We start from the raw sequence: 19,747 nt of genomic DNA, 5'->3' as shown, positions 1-19,747 counted from the left end.
CCCAACCGTTCACGTCGGTAGGAAGGTCAGGGCGATCGCGCTCGCCGAACTGGCCATGACCGCGCCGAGCAGACTCATCACGATTCCGTTGGTGGCGTCGTTGTAGGCCAGGTAGTCGTCGCGCATGGCCGACCACAGCCGCCCGGCCGAGATGATCAACCAGGCCAGGCAGAACAACAGCACGACCCACAGCAGCCAGTTGATGAGCTGCATGACCGGCTCGATCACGTCGGAGGGAATCTGCTTGTAGGCAAGCACGACCGCTCCGGCCCTAGGTCCCGATCACGGCGTTCATGATGGTGCCGGCACTGGTGGCGATGATCCCGCCGATCATGGCTCCCGCCACCATCTTCGGCGACTCCAGGCCGCCGCCGGTCCACTTCTCCCAGGCGAATTTGCCACCCGCGTAGGTGATGCCCAGGATGCCCGACAGCAGCACGAACCAGGTGAAGTAGCGAACCAATCGGAGCAATTTCTCCGAGGCGGGCGGCGCCTCGGGGGTCGGATTCCCGACCTGAGCGAGAACTGCGCCGTACGTCTCGTGCACGGCGGCCAGGATGGTACTCATCGAGCGTCCTTCTCAATAGGTGATCGGAATTCATAACCGTGTACCTGAGGTACACCGTGGAAAACAGCCTGGGGCGCGTTCATTCCGTGTCCTCGATGTCGTCGTCGATGTCGTCCTCGTCGTCATCCGAGGGCGCGGCGGCGCTGACCTTGTCGCGGATCAGCGCGACGATGCTCGAACCGAGTTCGTCGACGTCGTGGGGAACCTCCTGCAGCGGATCGAGTTTGCGCTTCTTCTGCGGCGGTGGCGGGTCGGACGGCGACCACACCGGCAACTGATCGGGTTCGACGAGGATCCACTCCTCGTGCCACGGCACCTGCCACATCTCACCGGCCAGGGCGCCGACCACGTCGCGGTAGCGCCGGATCTCGGCCGGAATGCGGCCGGGGCGGGCGGCAACGGTGATCAGCCCGAGCACCTCGCTCGGCCCGGCCAGCCCGGCGTGGTACTGGCGCAACAGGTCGTGGGCGCGGGTCAGCCCGGCGATCGTCTCGCGGGCGACCAGCACGACGAACGGCGATTCGCGATCGAAGCCGCCCGGCCAGCGCCGGTGCGAATCCGCCGCGGGCGCGAGCACATGGGCGAGGGTGCTGGCTCCCGCACCGCCGTGGACGCCGAGCAACCACACCAGCGGCGCGCGCCCGACGCCGGGTACGGGCCGGTCCCAGATGGGCGCACGGCGAGACTCCGACGGGGCGACAACCCCTGCCGCAGGCGTGGATTCGGATGAGCGACGTTCCTTCATGGCCGCGGTCATGATGCCACCCCCGTCAGCAGCGTGCGATAGGCCCTGCGGGTGTCGGCGGCAAGTGTGTTGTGGCGCACCAGTTCCCCCCGGGCCAGGTGGGGGTCGTACGGGATCTCCCGGATATCGCGAACCCATCCGGTGAGGTGTTCCCGCAAATGTTCGGCGACCGGCGTCGCATGGCCCGGCAACTGATGCGAGACCACGATCGTGGTGTCGCCGACGATGCCGCCGCCCTGGCCCTCGGTCTGCCCGCCGAATTCGTCGTCGAGCCATTCCAATGTCACCCGCAGCCGGTTGGCGGCGTCGACGCGGGCCGGAATCGCCAGGACGAGGGCCACTTCGGCGTCCTCGAGCAGCGGGCGCAGATGCCGGGCGGCGATCGGGCTGCCGCCGTCGTAGACGGGGATGTACCCGGCGTCGGAGATGGCGCGGGACACGGTGAGATAGGTGGCGCGCCGGCGCAGCGGGGCGGCGTCGCGCCACAGCAGCCCGATGCCGGAGGTGGCGTGCGACAGGCATTCCTTCAGCGGTGCGGGCTCGTCGTCGCCGCGGCCGTAGAGCCACTGCTGCAGGCTGATCGGGCTCAGGTGTTCGTCGGCGCCGCGCAGCGCCAGGTCGCTGCCCGCCGCGGTGGCGTCGACGGCGACCGTCGGCGCCCCGGCGGCACCCAGCTCACCGGCCAGCCCGAGTGCGGTCGTGGTGGTGCCGGCCCCGCCGCACCCGCCGACGACCAGAATCGGCCGCGACAGCGCACCACCGCCGCCACCCTTGTCTTTCCGGTCTTTGCGCAACCGCACCACCGGAGCCTCGGCACGGCTGCGCGCGCTCGCCTCGTCGCCCGCGTCGGGCGCCTCGTCGAGCCACCGGCTCCAGTCCTGTCCCATGGTTCAGCTCTCCTCTTACCCGGCCGTGATGCCCGTGATCAGGGTGCGGCCGTCGACCACCGCGGTGGTCACCGTCTGCTTGTCGTAGGTCGTCGGGTTGGCACCGGGGCGACGCTCGGTGACCTCCACCGTGTACTTCCCGTCCGTCAGGGCGGCCACCCGCACGCAGTAGGTGGTACCGGGCGGGACGGAATCGATGCCGCGCTGAATTACCGAAGCCGGAGGCACCACGGCTCCGGGGGCGACCACCTCGCGGGCCCGCGCACCGGAGCGTTCCACGTAGTACGCGTGCTGGAACCACATGATCGCGTCGGGACCCGAGGCGGTGCCGCCGGGTTCGGCGCCGCGGATCACCCCGTTGATCCGCTCGGTGGGGCAACCGCCCGGGAAGGCATCGGTCGTGGCGGCCGTCAGCTGCATCATCGGCGTGGTCGGACCGGCGCTGGGCCGGGCCCCTCCGCGCTGCTGCAGCAGATACAGCGCGAAAGCTCCCGCGGCGGCCAGCAATAGCACGGCAATCGCCAGGACGAGGGTCACACGCAGCCGGCTGGGCCGGGTGTACTCCTGCAGCGAGCGCGGCGAGGCGGCCGCGCCGGGACCGTCGCGGCCCACCCTGGGGCCACGGCGGCGACCGGTGTCGGCATCGCGCGCCGGGCGGGGCGGGCGCGACTCGGTTCGATCCGGCTCGTCCTCGTCGGAGTCCCACGGGAACGGCACGACCTCACCGTCGGGCGCGCGATAGTCGTCGTCGGGTCCGGGTGCGCGCGTGACCCAGTCGGTCCACCCGCCGACGAATTCGCTGCGCCGGGTGGGCGGCTCGTCGAGGAACGGGACGAACGGTTCGGGCTCGGTCTCGCGGATGTAGTGCGGATAGCGCGCGGCGCCGTCGTCGGCGGCAGGCTCGAGCGGCGGCGCCGGGCGCACGGGGGCCGGGGCCGCGACGCCCTCCGGTTCGAGCGGCGGATACCACCGGCGCAAGTCTTTGTACGGCTTCAACATTCCCCCATCCCCGCGGAGCCAGGTTCGTGCAGCATCGTCGGACCCTCTCGGCGATCAGTTCGTGGAGAACGGGTAGTTGTCGTCAGCGGTACCAGCGGTGGGACGGGGACCTGTCCCGAACGGAAATTGTCCCGTACCCGACGAATTCGACGAACTCGACGCGCCGGTAGGTGGTACCGAGATTCCGGTGATCGGGCCGCTCGCGCCGCCGTTCGCGGGCTGTGCGCCGACGGAGGCGAGCAGGTCGCGGGCGGCGGCGGCGAACCAGGCGGCGACAAAGCGCACCGGGGCGTCCCCGCGCGCGTCGACCGCGGCGGTGGCATAGGCGCCGTGGCGCTGCACGGTGTCCCAATACCGCACCCAGGTGGTGGTGCTGAGCAGCTCCCGATTCTCGGTGATGTTCTGGACGACGGCCTGGTAGGCCTGTTCGATCAGCCGGGACACCGTGGTCGGCGGGACGAGCTCGGTCACCGCCCGTCCGAGACCGTCGGCCAGCAGCACCAGCGCCTTCGGCGGGTCGTTGAGCGCGGCGGCGGCCAGCTGGGTCAGGGCGGCCGGGTCGAGCACGGTGCGCACCACCACACCGACGGCGTTGAGGCCGATCATGCCGACCTTCAGCATCGCGCGCATCGGATCCGCCAGGGCGAGCCGGCTGCGCGGATCGGCGGCCTCGGCGATGCGCTGGGAGATCGACTGACCCGGCTGATAGGACAGCGACGCGGGGGCGACGCCCTGCAGGTCGCGATTGACGACGGTCGAGGCCACCTTGATCGAAGTGAACGCCAGGGCCTGCGCGATGGAGGTGAGCGCGGCGATCGGATCGCCACCGGACAGGGTGGACTGGCCCATCACGGCGGCGACGGCGCGCAGGATCGGCGCGCCCGCGGGTGCGTCACAGGCCAGATCGCCTGCGACACAGAAACTTGCGACCCGGCCGGTGAGCGCACCGAAGTCGGTGGCGACGTCGCGCCCGGGCCCGATGCCGCCGCCGGATGCCGGCGGCAGCGCCAGCGCCCGCACCGCGGCGACCCGCTGGCCTTCGGTGCCCGGCGGCGCATCGGGCGCGATGCGATCCGGCGAACCGGGGAACAGCGGGGCACCAGGATTGCGCGTGGGATCGCCGAACAGCGCGACGGCGGCGATCCGGTCCGGCGCGAGCACGCCTGCGCCGCGCCCGATCTCCTGGGCGAACATCGAGGCCACATGAGCGCCCTGGGAGTAACCGGCGATCGCGAACCGGGTGCGGTCGCAACGCTGCGCGATCTGACGGGCCATGGTGCGCAAGCGATCCAGACCGTCGAGCACCGACTGGGCGTAGGGCACCGCACCGCCGCCGACCGCGCCGCCGAAGGCGGATTCGTATGGCACGTAGGCACGATCGACGAGTCCGCGCTCGGGCGCCTCGGCGAGCATGGGCAGAAACACCGATGACAACATGCCGGTGTCGGTGGTAGGGGCGGCATCCGGCGACGATTCACCGGTGCCCTGAATACCCAAGGCGTACAGGGCGGGACAGGTGTCGATCGCGATGCTGGTGGTGGGGCCCGGGGAAGGCTGGGCGGAGGCGGGCGCCGGATACGTTCCGGCACCGGCGGTGATCGCCGCCACGGCGACTGCGGTCGTACCCAGCCTGCTCCAGGTTGTGCGCGCGGTCAGCATCCTCTCTGACCCCCTTACCAGCCGTATGCAAAAGTCCGGAGGGTCGAGTGCCGCGGCGACCCGTAGCTGCGATCGTCGATGGCTTCGAGTTGCCGCCGCTGCCGCGCGAGCCCCGAAACGCAATAGACCGTAACAGAATCCAGCGAACGCCGCAGTGCAACCTGCACATTGCGTACGCAATATCGGAAGAACCCCCGCCATGTCGGCAAACCGACCGGAAGAATTCTAGTCGGCCGCAGCGACTTTCGGGGCCAATGGCAACAACCCGGCGATCCGGACACGCCGGGAGGGCGAATCACGACCGACCGCTCGGTCCGGGCAGACTGTCCGGATGACCGATCTCCCGATTGCCGCCGTGCTGTGCGCCTTCGTCGGCGCGGTCCTGTTCGCCGTCTCCGCGGTGGCACAGCAGCGGGCGGCGGCGGATGTCCCGGCGGGCGATGCGCTGCTGGCCCGGCTGATTCGCAGTCCCCGCTGGTGGGCGGGCATCGTCGGCGATGCGGGCGGATTCGCCTTCCAGGTGGCGGCGCTGGCGCTGGGATCGGTGCTGGTGGTGCAGCCGATCCTGGTGAGCGCGCTGGTGTTCGCGCTGCCGCTGGCCGCGCACTACAGCGGCCGCCGGGTGACTCCGATCATGTGGGCGCAGGCGGTGGCCCTGTCGGCGGCGCTGGCGGTCTTCCTCGTCGTCGGCAACCCCACCGAGGGTGTGTCGGATGCGCCCTGGCGGCAGTGGCTGCTGCCCCTGGGATTGTTGTTCGGACTGATCGCGGCGGGTGTGGTGGTCGCGACCACCGTCCGGGTGCCGACGCTGCAGGCGCTGCTGCTCGGCACCGCGGCCGGACTGTTGTTCGGCATCTCGGCCGCGTTGACCGAACATGTCACCGAGCTGTTCGGCGACGGGGTGTCCGCGGTTCTCACCAGCTGGCAGCCCTACGCGCTGGCTGCGACCGGTCTGCTCGGCTTGTATCTGCAACAGCGCGGATATCAGGTGGGACCGCTGTCGGCATCGCTCCCGGCGTTCACCGTCGCCGAACCGCTGGGCGCCGCCTTCCTCGGCATGACCGTCCTCGGTGAACGCCTGCGCAGCGGCCCGGTCGGCACCGCCTTCGTCGTGGTGGCGGTGGTCGTGATGTGTGTCGAGGCGATTCGCCTGTCGCGCGCCCAGGCAGAGGTGACCGTCGACGCCGAGGCTTGACCCTGACCCTGCGTCAGGGTTGCACGCTTGGTGTACGACCGCGGCCGGTGTGCCGCTGGCCCGCATCGATGAGCTGATGCATGCGCAGCCGAGCGAATTCGCCACGGCCATCACCGATATCGGCACCGAACTGCGGCACCAGATCGACCAGCTCAGCGAGCAGCACCGCCGCATCGCCGAATTGGCAAGCGGCGAAGCGCTTTTCCTGCCTCGGGTGGTGATCGAGGTTCTGGACCGGATGCGCGCCATCGGTGTCAGCGAGCGGATGGTGCGCCTGGAACGCGACGCGTGGATCCTGCCGTGGGCGATGGCCCCCAAGATCGTGCCCGAGTACGTACGGAGCAAGAGCGCCGCAACGCATGATTCCGAGGTGATCCGGCTGTACCTGCTCATGGATCAGGCATTGGACTGGGATCCGGAGGACCCGCGCCTGGCCGCACTGGCCGACGACATGCTGGACTGGGAGGCGCGGGGCAAGCCCGGCGGCGAACCCAGCACCGAGGCCACCGCCCTCATCTGGGCCCGTGCCACCGAATCGGGCCGAGCAGCGTCAGGCCGCCGAGGTCACCCGGTAGACGTCGTAGACGCCCTCCACATTGCGCACCACGTTCAGCAGGTGGCCCAGATGCTTCGGGTCGCCCATCTCGAAGGTGAACTTGCTGATGGCGACCCGGTCACCGGAGGTCATCACCGAGGCGGACAGGATGTTGACCTTCTCGTCGGCCAGCACCTTCGTCACGTCCGAGAGCAGGCGGGTGCGGTCGAGGGCCTCGATCTGGATGGCGACCAGGAATACCGACGACGGTGAGGGCGCCCACTTCACCTCGATGATCCGCTCCTGCTGCGCCTGCAGCGAGCCCGCGTTGGTGCAGTCGGTGCGGTGCACGCTCACCGCTCCCCCGCGGGTCACGAAGCCCATGATCTCGTCACCCGGCACCGGAGTACAGCATTTGGCCAGCTTGGCGACCGTGCCCGGGGCGCCCGGAATCTCCACACCGGCATCGCCGCTGGTGCGCTGACGGGCGGGCAGGGTGGAGGGCGTACTGCGCTCGGCGAGTTCGTTCTCCACGTCACCGACGCCGCCGAGCTGGGTGACCAACCGCTGCACCACGTGGTGCGCCGAGACCTGGTTCTCGCCGACGGCCGCATACAGCGCGGAGATGTCGGTGTAGTGCAGTTCGTGCGCCAGCGCGGTCATGGCGTCGACGCTCATCAGCCGCTGCAGCGGCAGCCCGGTGCGGCGGACCTCCTTGCTGATGGACTCCTTACCGGCCTCCAGCGCCTCCTCGCGGCGTTCCTTGGCGAACCACTGCCGGATCTTGGCCTTGGCGCGCGGGGACACCACGAAGTTCTGCCAGTCGCGGCTGGGCCCGGCGTTCTGCGCCTTGGAGGTGAAGATCTCGACGACCTCACCGTTCTCCAGCTGCCGCTCCAGCGCGACCAGCCGCCCGTTCACCCGGGCGCCGATGCACTTGTGCCCGACCTCGGTGTGCACCGCGTAGGCGAAATCCACGGGCGTCGACTTCTGCGGCAGCGTGATCACGTCACCCTTCGGGGTGAACACGAAGATCTCCGGCGACTTCAGGTCGAACCGCAGCGACTCCAGGAACTCCGCGGGGTCGGCGGCCTCCCGCTGCCAGTCGAGCAGCTGGCGCATCCAGGCCATATCGTCGACCTCGGCGGCATCACCGGAGTGCTTGCCCCTGGTCTCCTTGTAGCGCCAGTGCGCGGCGATGCCGAATTCGGCCGTGCGGTGCATGTCCTGGGTGCGGATCTGCACCTCGAGCGGCTTGCCGTCCGGGCCGACGACCGTGGTGTGCAGCGACTGATAGACGCCGTATCGCGGCTGGGCGATGTAGTCCTTGAACCGCCCGGCCATCGGCTGCCACAGCGAATGCACCACGCCGACCGCGGCATAGCAGTCGCGCACCTCGTCGCAGAGGATGCGGATGCCGACCAGGTCGTGGATGTCGTCGAAGTCCTTCCCCTTGACGATCATCTTCTGATAGATCGACCAGTAGTGCTTGGGGCGGCCCTCGACGATGGCGTTGATGCGGCTGGCGGCCAGGGTATTGACGATCTCGGCGCGCACCTTGGCCAGATAGGTGTCGCGCGAGGGCGCACGGTCGGCGACCAGGCGCACGATCTCGTCGTATTTCTTCGGGTGCAGGATCGCGAACGCGAGGTCTTCCAGCTCCCACTTGACCGTGGCCATACCGAGCCGATGGGCAAGGGGCGCAATGACTTCCAGCGTCTCGCGGGCCTTCTTGGCCTGCTTCTCCGGCGGTAGGAAGCGCATGGTGCGCATGTTGTGCAACCGGTCGGCGACCTTGATCACCAGCACGCGCGGATCGCGGGCCATGGCGATGATCATCTTGCGGATGGTCTCGGCCTCGGCCGCGGCGCCCAGATTGACCTTGTCCAGTTTGGTGACGCCGTCGACCAGGTGGGCGACCTCGGAACCGAAATCGTTGGTCAGTTCCTCGAGCGAGTAGCTGGTGTCCTCGACGGTGTCGTGCAGCAGCGCGGCCACCAGGGTGGTGGTGTCCATGCCGAGTTCGGCGAGGATATTGGCGACCGCCAGCGGGTGGGTGATGTACGGATCGCCGGATTTGCGGAACTGGTGGGCGTGCTTCTCGTCGGCGACGTCGAAGGCGCGCTGCAGCAGCTGCAGGTTGGCCTTCGGATACAGCTCACGATGCACGGTGGCCAGCGGCTCGAGCACCGGCTTGACCGCGGCGATACCACGCTGACCGGTCATGCGCCGGGCGAGCCGCGCGCGGACCCGCCGCGAGGCCGAGGTGGGCACGGCCGCCGGGGTGCCGGGCTGGCGCAACGGCATATTTCGCGGAGTAGGCACCGGGGTGGGAGCAGGGGCCGGCACAGGGGTGGGCTCGGCCGGGGTGGGCTCGGGGGCGGCCGGGGCGGGCTCGGGGGCGGCCAGGGTGGGCTCGGGGGCGACACCATCGCCAGCAGACGATTGCTCGGCATTCGCCTTCTCCAGATGCTGAGTCATGCCACCACCTCTCCCGGCTCGATCGGACCACCCTATCCGACCTTTTCAACGGCTCAGACCACCAACTTTAATCCGCGTGACCGACAACCTGCCGTTCGTCGCGGCACCGGTGGATTTCCGGACCGTCCTCCGAATGTCGCCGCCGGTGCGGCGATCGTTGCGGCGGTCACCGTGCGGGCGGTGCGGTCGATGTCCGGAGCGGACAGTTCGATCGGTCGGAATCCCTTCGCCGACACCGGAATCGGAGAATCGGCGGTAGTGTTTCTCAGATTCGACGGCACCACGATTCGAGCCCGCGAGGAGATTCGGTGAACGACAGCCAGCACAAGAAGGCAGCGATATTTCGGCAACTGCACGCGGACGGTGTCTTCGTGCTGCCGAACGCCTGGGATCCGGTCAGCGCCGCACTGGTCGCGCAGGCCGGCGCACCGGCCGTCGCCACCACCAGCGCCGCCGTGTCCTGGGCGGCGGGACAGGGCGACGGCCAGCGGCTGACCCGCGCCGAGATGATCGACCGGGTGCGCCGGATCGTCACCTCCGTCGAGGCGCCGGTGACCGCCGATGTCGAGGGCGGTTACGGCCCGGCGCCCGAGGACGTCGCCCGCACCGTCGAGGAGGTGATCGCCGCGGGCGCGGTGGGCGTCAACCTCGAGGATTCGACGCGTCCCGGCGGGCCCTTGTTCGGCATCGCCGAACAGGCCGAGCGACTGCGCGCCGCGCGGGCGGCCGCCGCGCGAAACGAGCTGCCGGAGTTGGTGATCAATGCCCGGACCGATGTGTACCTGTTCGGCGTGGGCGAGCCCGAGAATCGCTTCGGCGATGTCGTCGCCCGCGCCGCCGCCTACGCCGAGGCGGGCGCGGACAGCCTGTTCGTTCCCGGCCTGCTGGACCTGGACACGCTGCGAAAGCTGAGCGGCGAGACGCCGCTGCCGATCAACGTGATGATCGTCGCGGGCGCACCGTCGGTGGCGGAGCTGGCCACGGCCGGGGTGCGCCGGATCAGCACGGGGTCGGCGCTGGCCCAGGCGGCCTACCAGCGCGTGCGGGCGGCGGCCACCGAACTGCTGACGCACGGCACCTACACCACCCTGGCCGACGGGCTCGGTTTCGGCGATATCGAGGCGCTGTTCGCGCGCTGAGGACCGTCGAGCGCCGGACCCGGTGCGGCGGTCGCTCTCGCGGTACGGTCGCACGATGATCGTTGCGCGTTCGTTGCTGTTGTTCGCGCTGGCGGCGCTGGCCGAGATCGGCGGGGCGTGGCTCGTGTGGCAGGGGTGGCGGGAGCATCGCGGGGTGGTGTGGATCGCGGCCGGGATCATCGCGCTCGGGGCCTACGGGTTCGTGGCCACCTTCCAGCCGGATCCCAATTTCGGGCGGATCCTGGCCGCCTACGGTGGGGTGTTCGTCGCCGGATCGCTCGCGTGGGGCATGGTCGTCGACAAGTTCCGGCCCGATCGCTGGGACGTGCTCGGCGCGGTGATCTGCCTGGTGGGCGTCGCCGTCATCATGTACGCACCCCGGCGTTGACGCCGGACGCGGTGCCGTGGGCCCGGCCTACGCTGCGGCCATGGATCCGTTGACGCGGCTGCGAGAGCTCTGCCCACCGAAAAAGCTTGCCGCGGAGCTGGATTGACGTCCAGCTCCGCGGCACAGGGTGGCGGCTACCCCGGCGTGTCCTCGACCAGCCCGTCGGCGGTGAGCTCGAGCCGCCTGGTCACCCCGATGTCGTCGAGGAAACGCGGATCGTGGCTGACCACGATCAGCGCACCTTCGAAGGAGGCCAGGGCCTCGGTGAGGTGACGCAGGCTGGGCAGATCGAGGTTGTTGGTCGGTTCGTCGAGCAGCAGCAGTTTCGGCGCGGGGTCGGCCAGCAACAGCATCGCCAGCGCCGCGCGCAGCCGCTCCCCACCGGACAACGCACCCGCGGTCATATCGGCATCGGCACCGCGGAACAGGAACCGCGCCAGCTGAGCGCGCACCTGTTCGGCCGAGGCGTGCGGTGTCGCCGCCGAGACGTTGTCGAACACCGAGCGCTCCTCGTCGAAGATGTCCAGCCGCTGTGGCAGCAGCCGCCACGGCACCTTCGGCGGTTCGGCGACGATGCGGCGCAACAGCGTGGTCTTGCCCGCGCCGTTGCGACCGGTGAGCGCGATCCGTTCCGGACCGGCCACCTTCATCGAGACCACCGGTCCGTTGGCCAACCGCACCTCGGTCAGCTCGATCACGTCCTGCCCGGGATAGAGCCTGGTGCCGGGCAATTCGACGCGGATCTCCCGATCGTCGCGCAGCAGTTCCTGCGCCTGAGCGAGATGTTCCTTGGCCTCCTCCACCTTCGCGATGTGATTGTTGCGCAGCTTGCCCGCCGACACCTGCGCCTGCCGTTTCCGTTCGGCCATCACGATTTTCGGCTCCCGCTTGGTGTCCCACATCTTCTGCCCGTACCGCTTGCGCCGGTCGAGTTTGATGCGCGCCTCGACCAATTCGCGAGCCTGCTTACGGACATCGCTGCGGGCCTCGCGGATCGCGGCCCGCGCGGCCTCCTGCTCGGCGGCCACGATGCCCTCGTAGGTCTCGAAATTGCCGCCGAACAACCGGATTTCGCCCTGCCGCAGCTCCGCGACGGAGTCGACGAGCCGCAGCAGTTCCCGATCGTGGCTGACGGTCAGCACGGTGCCGGGGAACTGGCCGACGACCTCGTAGAGACGCCCGCGCGCCACCGCATCCAGGTTGTTGGTCGGCTCGTCGAGCAGCAGCACATCGGGTTCGCGCAGCAGCTCGGCCACCAGGCCGAGCAGGACCGTCTCCCCGCCGGACAGCGTCTCCAGACGCCGATCCAGCTGTGCCACATCGTCCGCCAGATACTGCAGTCCGAGCTTGCCGAGCAGTGCGACGGCATGTTCCTCGACATCCCAGCGGGTGCCGACGATATCGAAGTCCGTCTCGGTTCCTTCGCCGGATTCGATGCGGTGCAACGCCTTTCGCACCTCGGCAATGCCGAGCACGGCGTCCACCCGCTGCCCCGCGGCCAGACCGAGGTCCTGCCGCAGATAACCCAGCCGACCGGGAACGGTGATCGATCCGCGAGCCGGAAGCAGCTCGCCGGTGATCAGCCGCAACAGCGTGGATTTCCCGGCGCCGTTCGTGCCGACCAGGCCCACATGTCCCGGTCCGAGCACGGCATCGAGCCCCTCGAACACCGGGGTGCCGTCGGGCCAGGCGAAGGTGAGATCGGAAAAAGTGACAGTAATAGACATGTGCGTGCTCCTGGAGGTGGCGAGGGATACGGCGCGCGATTGCGGGCCACTCGGGGCTACCTCAGAAGAGCAACGGCACGACTCCGATCAACGGGAACAAGACTCGTACAAGTTAGACGACACAACGGGTTCCCGCAAGCGGTTATTCCGACTCAGGCGATCCGGAACACCGGAAAGCCGGGCGCGATCGCGGCCAGCTCGGCATCATCGGCGTCCTTGGTGACGCCCTCGAAGAACCGCCCGACCTCCCACCCCCACTTCTGCAGGTACAGCCGCAGCACCGGCACCTTGTCGGCATCGGCCACCTCCCCCACCACGATCGGCTCCACCTTGCGCCCGAGCCGCAACTCCCCGCCCCCGGCGGCCCGAATATTGCGCACCCACTGCGTATGTCCGCGCGGCGCCACCAGGTACCGATCCCCGTTCTCATCGACGAGCAGATTCACCATCGTGGTCCGCCACTCCCCCGACTTGCGCCCCCGCACCGCCAGCAAGCGCGACCCCAGCAGACTGATCCCCACCTTGGGCAGCAGGTTGAAAACCCTGTTCATGATCGGATCGATCCCAGCCGGCGCGATGTAGCGGGTGGCGCTCATAATGACTACTCCTCACTTTTGAGAGCAACGCTCTCTGTTGTGAGCACAGTCTGCCTTGGCCACGCACCCTTGTCAAGAGCAGTGCTCTCTTCACGCGGCTACGTCATCGGTGTCAACGACAATGCTGCTTTACAGGCCAGTGAGTTGGGCAAGTACGCGGAAACCGCGGGCTGAGTTCGATCTACGCCGCGTCGAGCCCGGTAGACGTAGCCGGCGTGCCCGTTTCGGCCGAGCGAAAGCGGGCACGACTGTCACATGTACAGATACCGAACGTATCGCAGCGCGGGTCCCGGCACCACCGCTGCGGCGATCATCAGCACCATCGGCGGAATCTTCGCGCTCATCGAGGGCATCTACATCCTGATGCTGGTGTTCAACGCGAATCCGGACAACAGATTCTTCACCTTCATCAAGGGGCTGGCCGAACCGCTGGCGCTGTTCTTCCCCGGCCTGTTCAACACCGGCACCCGCAACCTCGACATCATCATCAATTACGGTCTGGCAGCGGTGTTCTGGTTGGTGGTGACCGGAATCATCGCCCGGCTCGTCGCCCGGTTCTAGGGACCGGAGCGATCGCGCGGAGCGAGAACTTCCACGCGGTGGTGATGGAGGAATTCGAAGGCCGGCGCCCAATGCCCGGTGAACACCTCGTCCTGCTTGCCGACCGCGTGTGCCGACGCGTCTCCGATGCGCGCATCCTCGCACACCACACGGGCCGCGTGCCGGCCGGCGCGCACCGGCCCGGTGTCGAGATCGACCGTGCCGCCGGAACCGACCGGCCGCCAGGGCATATCGACGCCCGCGGCCACGATGCGGCACACCTCGCCCGATTTCTGACCCGAGACATGCGCGGTGATGGTGGCACCGCCGCGCAGGGCGGCCGAGGGGGACGCGGACGCGGTCGCGGCGCCCACGGCGAACAGGACGCCCACGCCGCCGACGAGGACGGCGGTCAGCCGAGTGCTGTGTGGTCGGGTCATGACGCGGCCGAGCTTAGTGAGCCGGCGCGCCGGCCACAACCGGCTCGCGGCGATCTAGAGCCGGACGATCGAGGTCAGCGGGTAGTCGCCCTGCCGCTCCCGCCCGCCCAGGAAACTCAGTTCGAGCACCACCGCGGCGGCGGCCACCTCGGCGCCGGCGGAGATGAACAGCTCCGCGGCCGCGGCCAGCGTGCCGCCGGTGGCCAGGACGTCGTCCAGCAGCAGTACGCGGCGCCCGGACAGCTCGACACCGTCGGCGGGGATTTCCAGGGCGGCCGAACCGTATTCGAGGGTGTATTCCCGCGACAGCACCGGCGGCGGCAGTTTGCCCGCCTTGCGCACGGCCACCACGCCGGTGCCCAGCGCGGCCGCCACACCGGCACCGAGCAGGAAGCCGCGGGCGTCGACGCCCGCGACCAGATCGACATCCGATGCGCACGAACCCAGGCAGTCGATGACGGCGTGGAATCCCTCGGCGTCGGCGAAGACCGGTGTCAGGTCCGCGAAACGCACGCCGGGGCTGGGGAAGTCGTCGTGCCAGCGGGTCAAACGCCCGACCGCATCCGCCGCCCGCGCGATCCGCTCCCCTGCTGACTCCTCGGTCTCCACCATTCCATGCTTACTCATCTACACCCACTCCCTCATCTCGCGCCCGCGGGACGCTCGCACGCTCGCTCACCGCTGCAACACCCAGCGATCCATGTTCCAACCCGCACCGGCCTTGGTGGGGTTCGCGATTCCGTTCTCCATGCCCTCGCCGAATGCGATGGTGCGGGGCGTATTGAACAGCGGAATCGTCGGCATGTCGGACCACAGCAGATTCTCCGCCTCGGTGTCGAGATTCAGCACCGTGGTCGAATTATCATCCGCCGCAAGCTGATCCGCGATCGCATCGTAACGCCCGTTGCCGTAACGGCCGAAATTCAGGCCCTGCCCGGTGTGCAGCGCGGCGGTGGCCTCGCCGCCGGGCAGCGATCCGGCCGGGCCGGGTGCGGCGGCGGTGCTGCCGAGCACCGCATCGACCTTGCCCTCGGCGAGCTGGGTGGGAGCGAAATCGGTGGCACCGGCGTCGACGACGGTGATACCGGCGGTCTTGCAGGAGTCGGCGATCATCTGCACGGTCTGGGTGCGCCGATCGTCGGGTTTGCGATAGCCGATGCGCACCGTGAGGTTCGCCGCGCCCGGCTGGACGGCATCGCCGCGATACTTGTCGGCCGGACCGGTGATGGCCGAGTAGTACGGCGAATCCGCCTGCACCGTCCGGGAATTCAGCGGACCGGAGCCCAGGCCGGATTTGCTGTCGAAACCCGGATGGCCGAGCTTGTCGAACAGCGCCTGCCGCGGCACGCACAGCGCGAACGCGCGCCGCGCGTCGGGTGAGCCGAAGACCCCCGCCGTGGCCAGCACCAGCTGCTCGGCACCCCGGCCGGGCACCTGGTCGACCGAGAAGCCGCCGAGACCCAGGTCCTTCACCGACCCGGCGCCGATGTCGACCACCCCGACCGCATTGTCGGAGATCTTCTGCTTCAGATCGGCGTTCTTGGGCCACACCACGATCCGCGGCGTGCGGGCCGGAACCCCCCACCACTTCTCGTTCTTCACCAGCACCAGACCGTCGCTGTCGCTGAACGATTCGATGCGATAGGGCCCCGAGGACGGCAGCAGCTTGGTGTCGATGTCACCCGGCTTCAGCGTCCACCCGGTGTTCCAGAACTGTGCCAGCCGGTCCAGCGCCGCCACATCGCCGGACTGCACCGCCGCGACCACGTTCGGGACCCCGGCCGCCTGCGCCGCCACGTGCGCGGGCATCAGATCGGCGGCATTGAACAGCGTTTTCCATGCCAGGAAGTGCCGGCCGGGGCGGAACACCACGGTGGCGTCCTTGGAGCCGGACTGGCACTCCACCTTCTCGATATCGGAGTAGCCGGTGGTCGAGGCTGCGTCGAACTGCTTGAACCGGCCGCTGCGCGCGGCCCACTCCAGGACCAGATCGTCGCAGGAGGTGGCCACCCCGTCGGAGTATTTGCCGTCCGGATTGAGCCGGTACTGAATGGTCTGTGCCTCCCCCGGCACCTCCTTGGCGGTGCCGAAGTCGGTGTCGGCGACCGGCTGCCCATCGGGCCCGGTGTAGAAGAAACCGGTCAGCACCCGCGAGAACACCGCCGCCGCACCGCCGTTCGCGCCGAGCGTGCTGCCGCCGTTGTAGCTGACCGGCACCGCGTCGACCGCATATCCGATGGAGGGCACCTGATTCTTGCTGGAACACCCTGCGAGCGCGCCGAGGGTCAGCGCGCTCGCGGTCAGGGCCGCGGCCAGCCGCCGCGCGAGCCGGGTCCGATGCATGCTCAGCGCCTTCTCTTGTGCCGTTTTCCGCTCGGTCGGGCACCGGGTCTGGGTGCACTGGCAGGGGTTTCGCGCGGGCGCACCGGCCCGCTGATGGCCCCGGCCCGCTCGGCCGCGGCCTCCCGCATCCGCGCCTGCGTCGCGGTGGACCGCTTGGCGAGCACCCGCTTGGTGTGCGCCGACACCGGGCCGAAGCGCTCCTTGATCGTCACCAGCAGCGGTACCGCGAAGAAGATCGACGAGTAGGCACCGACGACCATGCCGACCAACTGCACCAGCGCCAGGTCCTTCAGCGTGCCGACACCCAGCAGCCACACCGCGATCACCAGCATGCCGATGATCGGCAGGATGCCGATGACCGTGGTGTTGATCGACCGCATCAGGGTCTGGTTGGCGGCCAGATTGGCCTGCTCACCGTAGGTGCGGCGGCTCAGATGCAGCACGCCGCGGGTGTTCTCCTCCACCTTGTCGAACACCACGACGTTGTCGTAGAGCACGTAACCGAGGACGGTCAGCAATCCGATGACCGCGGCGGGCGTGACCTCGAATCCGACGATCGAGTAGACGCCCGCGGTGACGATCAGGTTGAAGAACAGCGAGGCGATCGATGCGATGGACATGTCGCGCTCGAATCGGATCGCGATGTAGACCATCGTCAGCGCCACGAACACCACCAGCGCGAGCAGCGCCTTGCGGGTGATCTGCCCGCCCCAGGTCTCGCTGATCTCCGCGATGCTGATCGTGTTGCGGTTGACCGCGCCGGAGGAATCCTTCGGATGGAAGGCGTCGAACAGCGCGTTCTGCACCTTGTTCTGCTGCTCGGGCGTCAAGGTGTCCGAACGGACCTCGTAGGACGACGCCGCGCCCGAACCCACCTTCTGCACCGAAACCGGGCCGTGCCCCAGCGCCTTGGCGTAGGCGTCGGAGACCGCCGTGGCGCTCATCTCGGCGGTGGCGGGCAGCTGGATCCGGGTGCCACCGGCGAAGTCGATGCCGAGTGTGAACCCCTTGAATCCGATGCTGAGCAGCGCGATGATCACCAGCGCGGCGCTGAGCGCGTAGTACAGCCGACGGCGGCCGACGATCTGGAAACCACCGGTGCCGGTGTAGAGACGCTCGAAGAAACTGTGCTTGGGAGTGTTGTCGATCGGCTCGTCGACCGGTTCGAGGACGGAGCTGGAATTGCTCATCGCGATGCCTCCTTCACCAGCACGCCCGCGGCGGCTTTGCGTTCACGGGCCAGCTGTTGCACCGCACCGAGCCCGTTGACCGAAGGCTTGGCCCAGAACGGGGAGCGCGAGGCCATCATCATCAGCGGCGAAGTGACCAGGTACAGCACGATCACGTCGAGCACGGTGGTCAGGCCCAGCGTGAACGCGAAGCCCCGCACCTGTCCGGCGGCGAGCATGTACAGCACCGCCGAGGCGATCAGGCTGACCGTCTTACCCGACAGGTTGGTGCGCTGTGCGCGCGCCCAGCCGCGCGGCACCGCGGAGCGGAAGCTGCGGCCCTCGCGCATCTCGTCCTTGATGCGTTCGAAGAACACCACGAACGAGTCCGCGGTCATACCGATACCGATGATCAGACCGGCGATACCGGCCAGGTCCAGCGTGAAATTGATCCATCTGCCCAGCAGCACGATGATGCCGTACACCGCGAAACCGGATGCGATCAGCGAGAATCCGGCGAGGAAGCCGAGCATCCGATAGTAGAGCAGGCAGTACAGCAGCACCGCCACCAGACCGACGGCACCGGCGATCAGACCGGCGCGCAGCGAGGACAGGCCCAGGGTGGCCGAGACGGTCTCGGCCTCGGAGGTGGAGAACGACAGCGGCAGCGAACCGTACTTCAGCTGGTTGGCCAGCTCTTTGGCGGTCTTGGAGTTGAAGTTGCCGGAGATCGACGTGCGCCCGTCGACCTGACGGGCGTCCTGCACCTGCGGAGCGCTGACCACCCTCGTGTCCAGCGCGAAGGCGACGCGCTTCTGGTAGTACTCCTGGGTCAGCTGAGCCCACGGTTCGGAGTTCTTGAACTCCAGATTCACCACCCACATCGACCGCTGCGAGTCGAAGAACGAGTCGGCGGATTTGATGTCCTGCCCGTCGATGCGGCTCTTGTCCAGCAGGAACACCTCGGTGCCGTCGGTGGAGCAGGTCACCAGCGGCAGGTTCGGGTCGTCGTTGCCCGCCAACGGATCCGGCTTGCTGCAGTCCAGCGTGGACATCGCCAGCTGCTGGGTCTGCGGGTCGGTGCTCTGCCGCAGCGCCTTGGCCTCGGCGATCTCCTTCTGCGTCTGCTGCTCCGGGGTCAGATTCGACTCCGGCTGGGGCGCAGGGGAAGTCGGGGGCACGGGAGCGTCCGTGGGGTTCTCCGGCGTGGGCGCCTGGGCGGGGTACACCCGATTCTGTTCGGCGGCACCGGATGCGGCCGGAGGATTCTGCTCGGGCGGCGGATTCGGGGCGGGCGCGGGCTCGCCCGGCCCGGGGCCGCCCGCGGGGGGCGGAGTCGTCTGGTCGGCCGGTGGCTGCTGGCCCGGCTGCGGTGCGCCGCCCGGGCCCGTCGGCTGACCGGCGTTCAGCACCGGACGGATGTAGAGCTTGGCGGTGGTGGCCAGCGACTTGGCCTGCTGGCTGTCCCCGCCGGGCACCGTGATGACCAGATTGTCACCGTCGATGCGAACCTCGGAACCGGCCACACCGAGACCGTTCACCCGGGACTCGATGATCTGCTGTGCCTGATCGAGGCTGTCCTTACTCGGCTTGTTGCCGTCCGGGGTGCGCGCGGTCAGCGTCACCCGGGTGCCACCCTGCAAATCGATGCCGAGTTTGGGTTTCGCGGACTTGTCGGCGGTGAAGAACACCAACGCAAAGATCACCGCCAGCAGCGCGGCATAGGCGCCGAGCAGCCGCAGCGGATGCCCCGTTCCCTGGGAAGGTGGCACGGTCGTTGTCTCCTAGGCGATGTCGAGGGGTAACGTGCGCACACGCTACAGCGCCATCACACCGCCGGGTGCGGCGGTGTGATGGCGCGGACGGATCACTCCTTGGTCAGCCGAGAGTTGGTGTCCTCGACCGATTCCTCGGCCGCCGGACGCTTTTCGGCGGGCGCGGCGGTGTCGGTCGCGGCCTCGGTGGAGGTGGTGGCGGCGGTCGTCTCGGTCGCGTCGGCGGCCTCGGTGGCGTCCTCGGCGCGCACGTCGCGGATGGCGGCGCGCAGCCAGGTGGTGACGACATCCTCGGCGATCTCGAGATCGACGGTGGTCTCGTCCACCTCGACCACGGTGCCGTAGAGCCCGGAGGTGGTGGTGACCCGGTCACCGATCTTCAGGCTCTCCTGCATGGCGGCCACCTTCTCCGCCTCCCGCTTCTGACGGCGGACACCAAGAAACATCGGCACGAGCAGGGCTACCAGCAGCAGCGGAAGCAGCAGTTCCATCGTCGTCGTCGGTCCCTAGTCTGTGGGTGAGGGTGAGTGGTTACCCCCACAGTCTGCCAGCCTCACGCCA

At 68.8% G+C, this 19,747-nt stretch carries 19 protein-coding genes; 4 read left to right on the top strand and 15 right to left on the bottom strand.

What is annotated here, in order from left to right; translation table 11 throughout:
- Positions 1 to 9 precede the first annotated feature (9 nt).
- From IU452_RS26560 to IU452_RS26535, 6 genes are all read right to left on the bottom strand, one after another.
- Complete coding sequence (locus IU452_RS26560) at positions 10 to 258, bottom strand: hypothetical protein (protein ID WP_324192832.1); 249 nt, start codon at positions 256 to 258, stop codon at positions 10 to 12.
- A 13-nt stretch (positions 259 to 271) separates the two neighbouring features.
- The gene (locus tag IU452_RS26555; RefSeq protein WP_195111904.1) at positions 272 to 568 is read right to left on the bottom strand and encodes a hypothetical protein; all 297 of its coding nucleotides are present in this window, start codon (positions 566 to 568) and stop codon (positions 272 to 274) included.
- A gap of 79 nt (positions 569 to 647) precedes the next feature.
- The gene (locus IU452_RS26550; protein ID WP_228818779.1) at positions 648 to 1,325 is read right to left on the bottom strand and encodes a hypothetical protein; all 678 of its coding nucleotides are present in this window, start codon (positions 1,323 to 1,325) and stop codon (positions 648 to 650) included.
- On the bottom strand, positions 1,322 to 2,200 hold the full coding sequence (locus tag IU452_RS26545; RefSeq protein WP_195111903.1) for a hypothetical protein: 879 nt from the start codon (positions 2,198 to 2,200) through the stop codon (positions 1,322 to 1,324). Before IU452_RS26545 ends, IU452_RS26550 begins: the two co-directional genes overlap by 4 nt.
- A gap of 15 nt (positions 2,201 to 2,215) precedes the next feature.
- On the bottom strand, positions 2,216 to 3,199 hold the full coding sequence (locus IU452_RS26540; RefSeq protein ID WP_195111902.1) for a hypothetical protein: 984 nt from the start codon (positions 3,197 to 3,199) through the stop codon (positions 2,216 to 2,218).
- 54 nt (positions 3,200 to 3,253) lie between these two features.
- Entirely contained in the window at positions 3,254 to 4,858 is a 1,605-nt protein-coding gene (locus IU452_RS26535) for a cutinase family protein (protein ID WP_195111901.1), read from the bottom strand.
- A 331-nt stretch (positions 4,859 to 5,189) separates the two neighbouring features.
- Between IU452_RS26535 and IU452_RS26530 the strand changes: the two genes are divergently transcribed.
- A complete protein-coding gene (locus IU452_RS26530) occupies positions 5,190 to 6,053 on the top strand; it encodes a DMT family transporter (RefSeq protein WP_195111900.1) in 864 nt (287 codons plus the stop codon).
- A gap of 550 nt (positions 6,054 to 6,603) precedes the next feature.
- Here IU452_RS26530 and IU452_RS26525 read toward each other — a convergent pair.
- A complete protein-coding gene (locus IU452_RS26525) occupies positions 6,604 to 8,895 on the bottom strand; it encodes a RelA/SpoT family protein (RefSeq protein ID WP_228818841.1) in 2,292 nt (763 codons plus the stop codon).
- A gap of 482 nt (positions 8,896 to 9,377) precedes the next feature.
- Here IU452_RS26525 and IU452_RS26520 point away from each other — a divergent pair, with 482 nt between their 5' ends.
- Together IU452_RS26520 and IU452_RS26515 are read left to right on the top strand one after the other, a co-directional pair.
- Positions 9,378 to 10,208, top strand: a complete 831-nt coding sequence (locus IU452_RS26520; protein ID WP_195111898.1) for an isocitrate lyase/PEP mutase family protein — start codon at positions 9,378 to 9,380, stop codon at positions 10,206 to 10,208.
- A 55-nt stretch (positions 10,209 to 10,263) separates the two neighbouring features.
- A complete protein-coding gene (locus IU452_RS26515) occupies positions 10,264 to 10,596 on the top strand; it encodes a YnfA family protein (protein WP_195111897.1) in 333 nt (110 codons plus the stop codon).
- Between the two features lie 134 nt (positions 10,597 to 10,730).
- Here IU452_RS26515 and IU452_RS26510 read toward each other — a convergent pair whose 3' ends face one another.
- Positions 10,731 to 12,323 carry an ABC-F family ATP-binding cassette domain-containing protein gene (locus IU452_RS26510; protein WP_195111896.1) on the bottom strand — a complete coding sequence of 531 codons (1,593 nt, stop codon included), beginning with the start codon at positions 12,321 to 12,323 and terminating at the stop codon, positions 10,731 to 10,733.
- Between the two features lie 152 nt (positions 12,324 to 12,475).
- Positions 12,476 to 12,919: a nitroreductase/quinone reductase family protein gene (locus IU452_RS26505; RefSeq protein WP_195111895.1), complete on the bottom strand. Its 444-nt coding sequence runs from the start codon at positions 12,917 to 12,919 to the stop codon at positions 12,476 to 12,478.
- 255 nt (positions 12,920 to 13,174) lie between these two features.
- Between IU452_RS26505 and IU452_RS26500 the strand changes: the two genes are divergently transcribed.
- Positions 13,175 to 13,480, top strand: coding sequence for a hypothetical protein (locus IU452_RS26500; protein WP_195111894.1), 306 nt, complete (start codon positions 13,175 to 13,177; stop codon positions 13,478 to 13,480).
- Here IU452_RS26500 and IU452_RS26495 read toward each other — a convergent pair.
- The 6 genes from IU452_RS26495 to yajC form a co-directional block, all read right to left on the bottom strand.
- The gene (locus IU452_RS26495) at positions 13,477 to 13,899 is read right to left on the bottom strand and encodes a hypothetical protein (RefSeq protein ID WP_195111893.1); all 423 of its coding nucleotides are present in this window, start codon (positions 13,897 to 13,899) and stop codon (positions 13,477 to 13,479) included. The two genes, IU452_RS26500 and IU452_RS26495, sit on opposite strands and share 4 nt — an antisense overlap.
- A gap of 54 nt (positions 13,900 to 13,953) precedes the next feature.
- Positions 13,954 to 14,526 carry an adenine phosphoribosyltransferase gene (locus IU452_RS26490; RefSeq protein WP_195111892.1) on the bottom strand — a complete coding sequence of 191 codons (573 nt, stop codon included), beginning with the start codon at positions 14,524 to 14,526 and terminating at the stop codon, positions 13,954 to 13,956.
- A 48-nt stretch (positions 14,527 to 14,574) separates the two neighbouring features.
- Positions 14,575 to 16,242, bottom strand: coding sequence for an ABC transporter substrate-binding protein (locus IU452_RS26485; RefSeq protein ID WP_195111891.1), 1,668 nt, complete (start codon positions 16,240 to 16,242; stop codon positions 14,575 to 14,577).
- Positions 16,243 to 16,244: 2 nt separating this feature from the next.
- Positions 16,245 to 17,432, bottom strand: coding sequence for a protein translocase subunit SecF (gene secF / locus IU452_RS26480; RefSeq protein ID WP_195111890.1), 1,188 nt, complete (start codon positions 17,430 to 17,432; stop codon positions 16,245 to 16,247).
- Positions 17,429 to 19,183: a protein translocase subunit SecD gene (secD, locus tag IU452_RS26475; RefSeq protein ID WP_195111889.1), complete on the bottom strand. Its 1,755-nt coding sequence runs from the start codon at positions 19,181 to 19,183 to the stop codon at positions 17,429 to 17,431. The genes secF and secD overlap by 4 nt, the downstream gene beginning before the upstream one ends.
- Before the next feature lie 95 nt (positions 19,184 to 19,278).
- The gene (yajC, locus tag IU452_RS26470) at positions 19,279 to 19,677 is read right to left on the bottom strand and encodes a preprotein translocase subunit YajC (RefSeq protein ID WP_195111888.1); all 399 of its coding nucleotides are present in this window, start codon (positions 19,675 to 19,677) and stop codon (positions 19,279 to 19,281) included.
- Positions 19,678 to 19,747: the final 70 nt, after the last annotated feature.

Source organism: Nocardia transvalensis (assembly GCF_015477765.1).
Classification (GTDB): Bacteria; Actinomycetota; Actinomycetes; order Mycobacteriales; family Mycobacteriaceae; genus Nocardia; species Nocardia transvalensis_A.
This window is presented reverse-complemented; position numbering and strand designations above follow the sequence as displayed.

What these genes read in the sequence shown, in the direction of transcription:
- IU452_RS26500 (WP_195111894.1), top strand. Translation starts at nt 13,175, where the DNA reads ATGTACAGATACCGAACGTATCGCAGCGCGGGTCCCGGCACCACCGCT.
- IU452_RS26485 (WP_195111891.1), bottom strand. Translation starts at nt 16,242, where the DNA reads ATGCATCGGACCCGGCTCGCGCGGCGGCTGGCCGCGGCCCTGACCGCG.
- yajC (WP_195111888.1), bottom strand. Translation starts at nt 19,677, where the DNA reads ATGGAACTGCTGCTTCCGCTGCTGCTGGTAGCCCTGCTCGTGCCGATG.
- IU452_RS26555 (WP_195111904.1), bottom strand. Translation starts at nt 568, where the DNA reads ATGAGTACCATCCTGGCCGCCGTGCACGAGACGTACGGCGCAGTTCTC.
- IU452_RS26525 (WP_228818841.1), bottom strand. Translation starts at nt 8,895, where the DNA reads ATGCCGTTGCGCCAGCCCGGCACCCCGGCGGCCGTGCCCACCTCGGCC.
- IU452_RS26515 (WP_195111897.1), top strand. Translation starts at nt 10,264, where the DNA reads ATGATCGTTGCGCGTTCGTTGCTGTTGTTCGCGCTGGCGGCGCTGGCC.
- IU452_RS26550 (WP_228818779.1), bottom strand. Translation starts at nt 1,325, where the DNA reads ATGACCGCGGCCATGAAGGAACGTCGCTCATCCGAATCCACGCCTGCG.
- IU452_RS26505 (WP_195111895.1), bottom strand. Translation starts at nt 12,919, where the DNA reads ATGAGCGCCACCCGCTACATCGCGCCGGCTGGGATCGATCCGATCATG.
- secF (WP_195111890.1), bottom strand. Translation starts at nt 17,432, where the DNA reads ATGAGCAATTCCAGCTCCGTCCTCGAACCGGTCGACGAGCCGATCGAC.
- IU452_RS26545 (WP_195111903.1), bottom strand. Translation starts at nt 2,200, where the DNA reads ATGGGACAGGACTGGAGCCGGTGGCTCGACGAGGCGCCCGACGCGGGC.
- IU452_RS26540 (WP_195111902.1), bottom strand. Translation starts at nt 3,199, where the DNA reads ATGTTGAAGCCGTACAAAGACTTGCGCCGGTGGTATCCGCCGCTCGAA.
- IU452_RS26530 (WP_195111900.1), top strand. Translation starts at nt 5,190, where the DNA reads ATGACCGATCTCCCGATTGCCGCCGTGCTGTGCGCCTTCGTCGGCGCG.
- IU452_RS26490 (WP_195111892.1), bottom strand. Translation starts at nt 14,526, where the DNA reads ATGAGTAAGCATGGAATGGTGGAGACCGAGGAGTCAGCAGGGGAGCGG.
- IU452_RS26535 (WP_195111901.1), bottom strand. Translation starts at nt 4,858, where the DNA reads ATGCTGACCGCGCGCACAACCTGGAGCAGGCTGGGTACGACCGCAGTC.
- IU452_RS26495 (WP_195111893.1), bottom strand. Translation starts at nt 13,899, where the DNA reads ATGACCCGACCACACAGCACTCGGCTGACCGCCGTCCTCGTCGGCGGC.
- IU452_RS26510 (WP_195111896.1), bottom strand. Translation starts at nt 12,323, where the DNA reads ATGTCTATTACTGTCACTTTTTCCGATCTCACCTTCGCCTGGCCCGAC.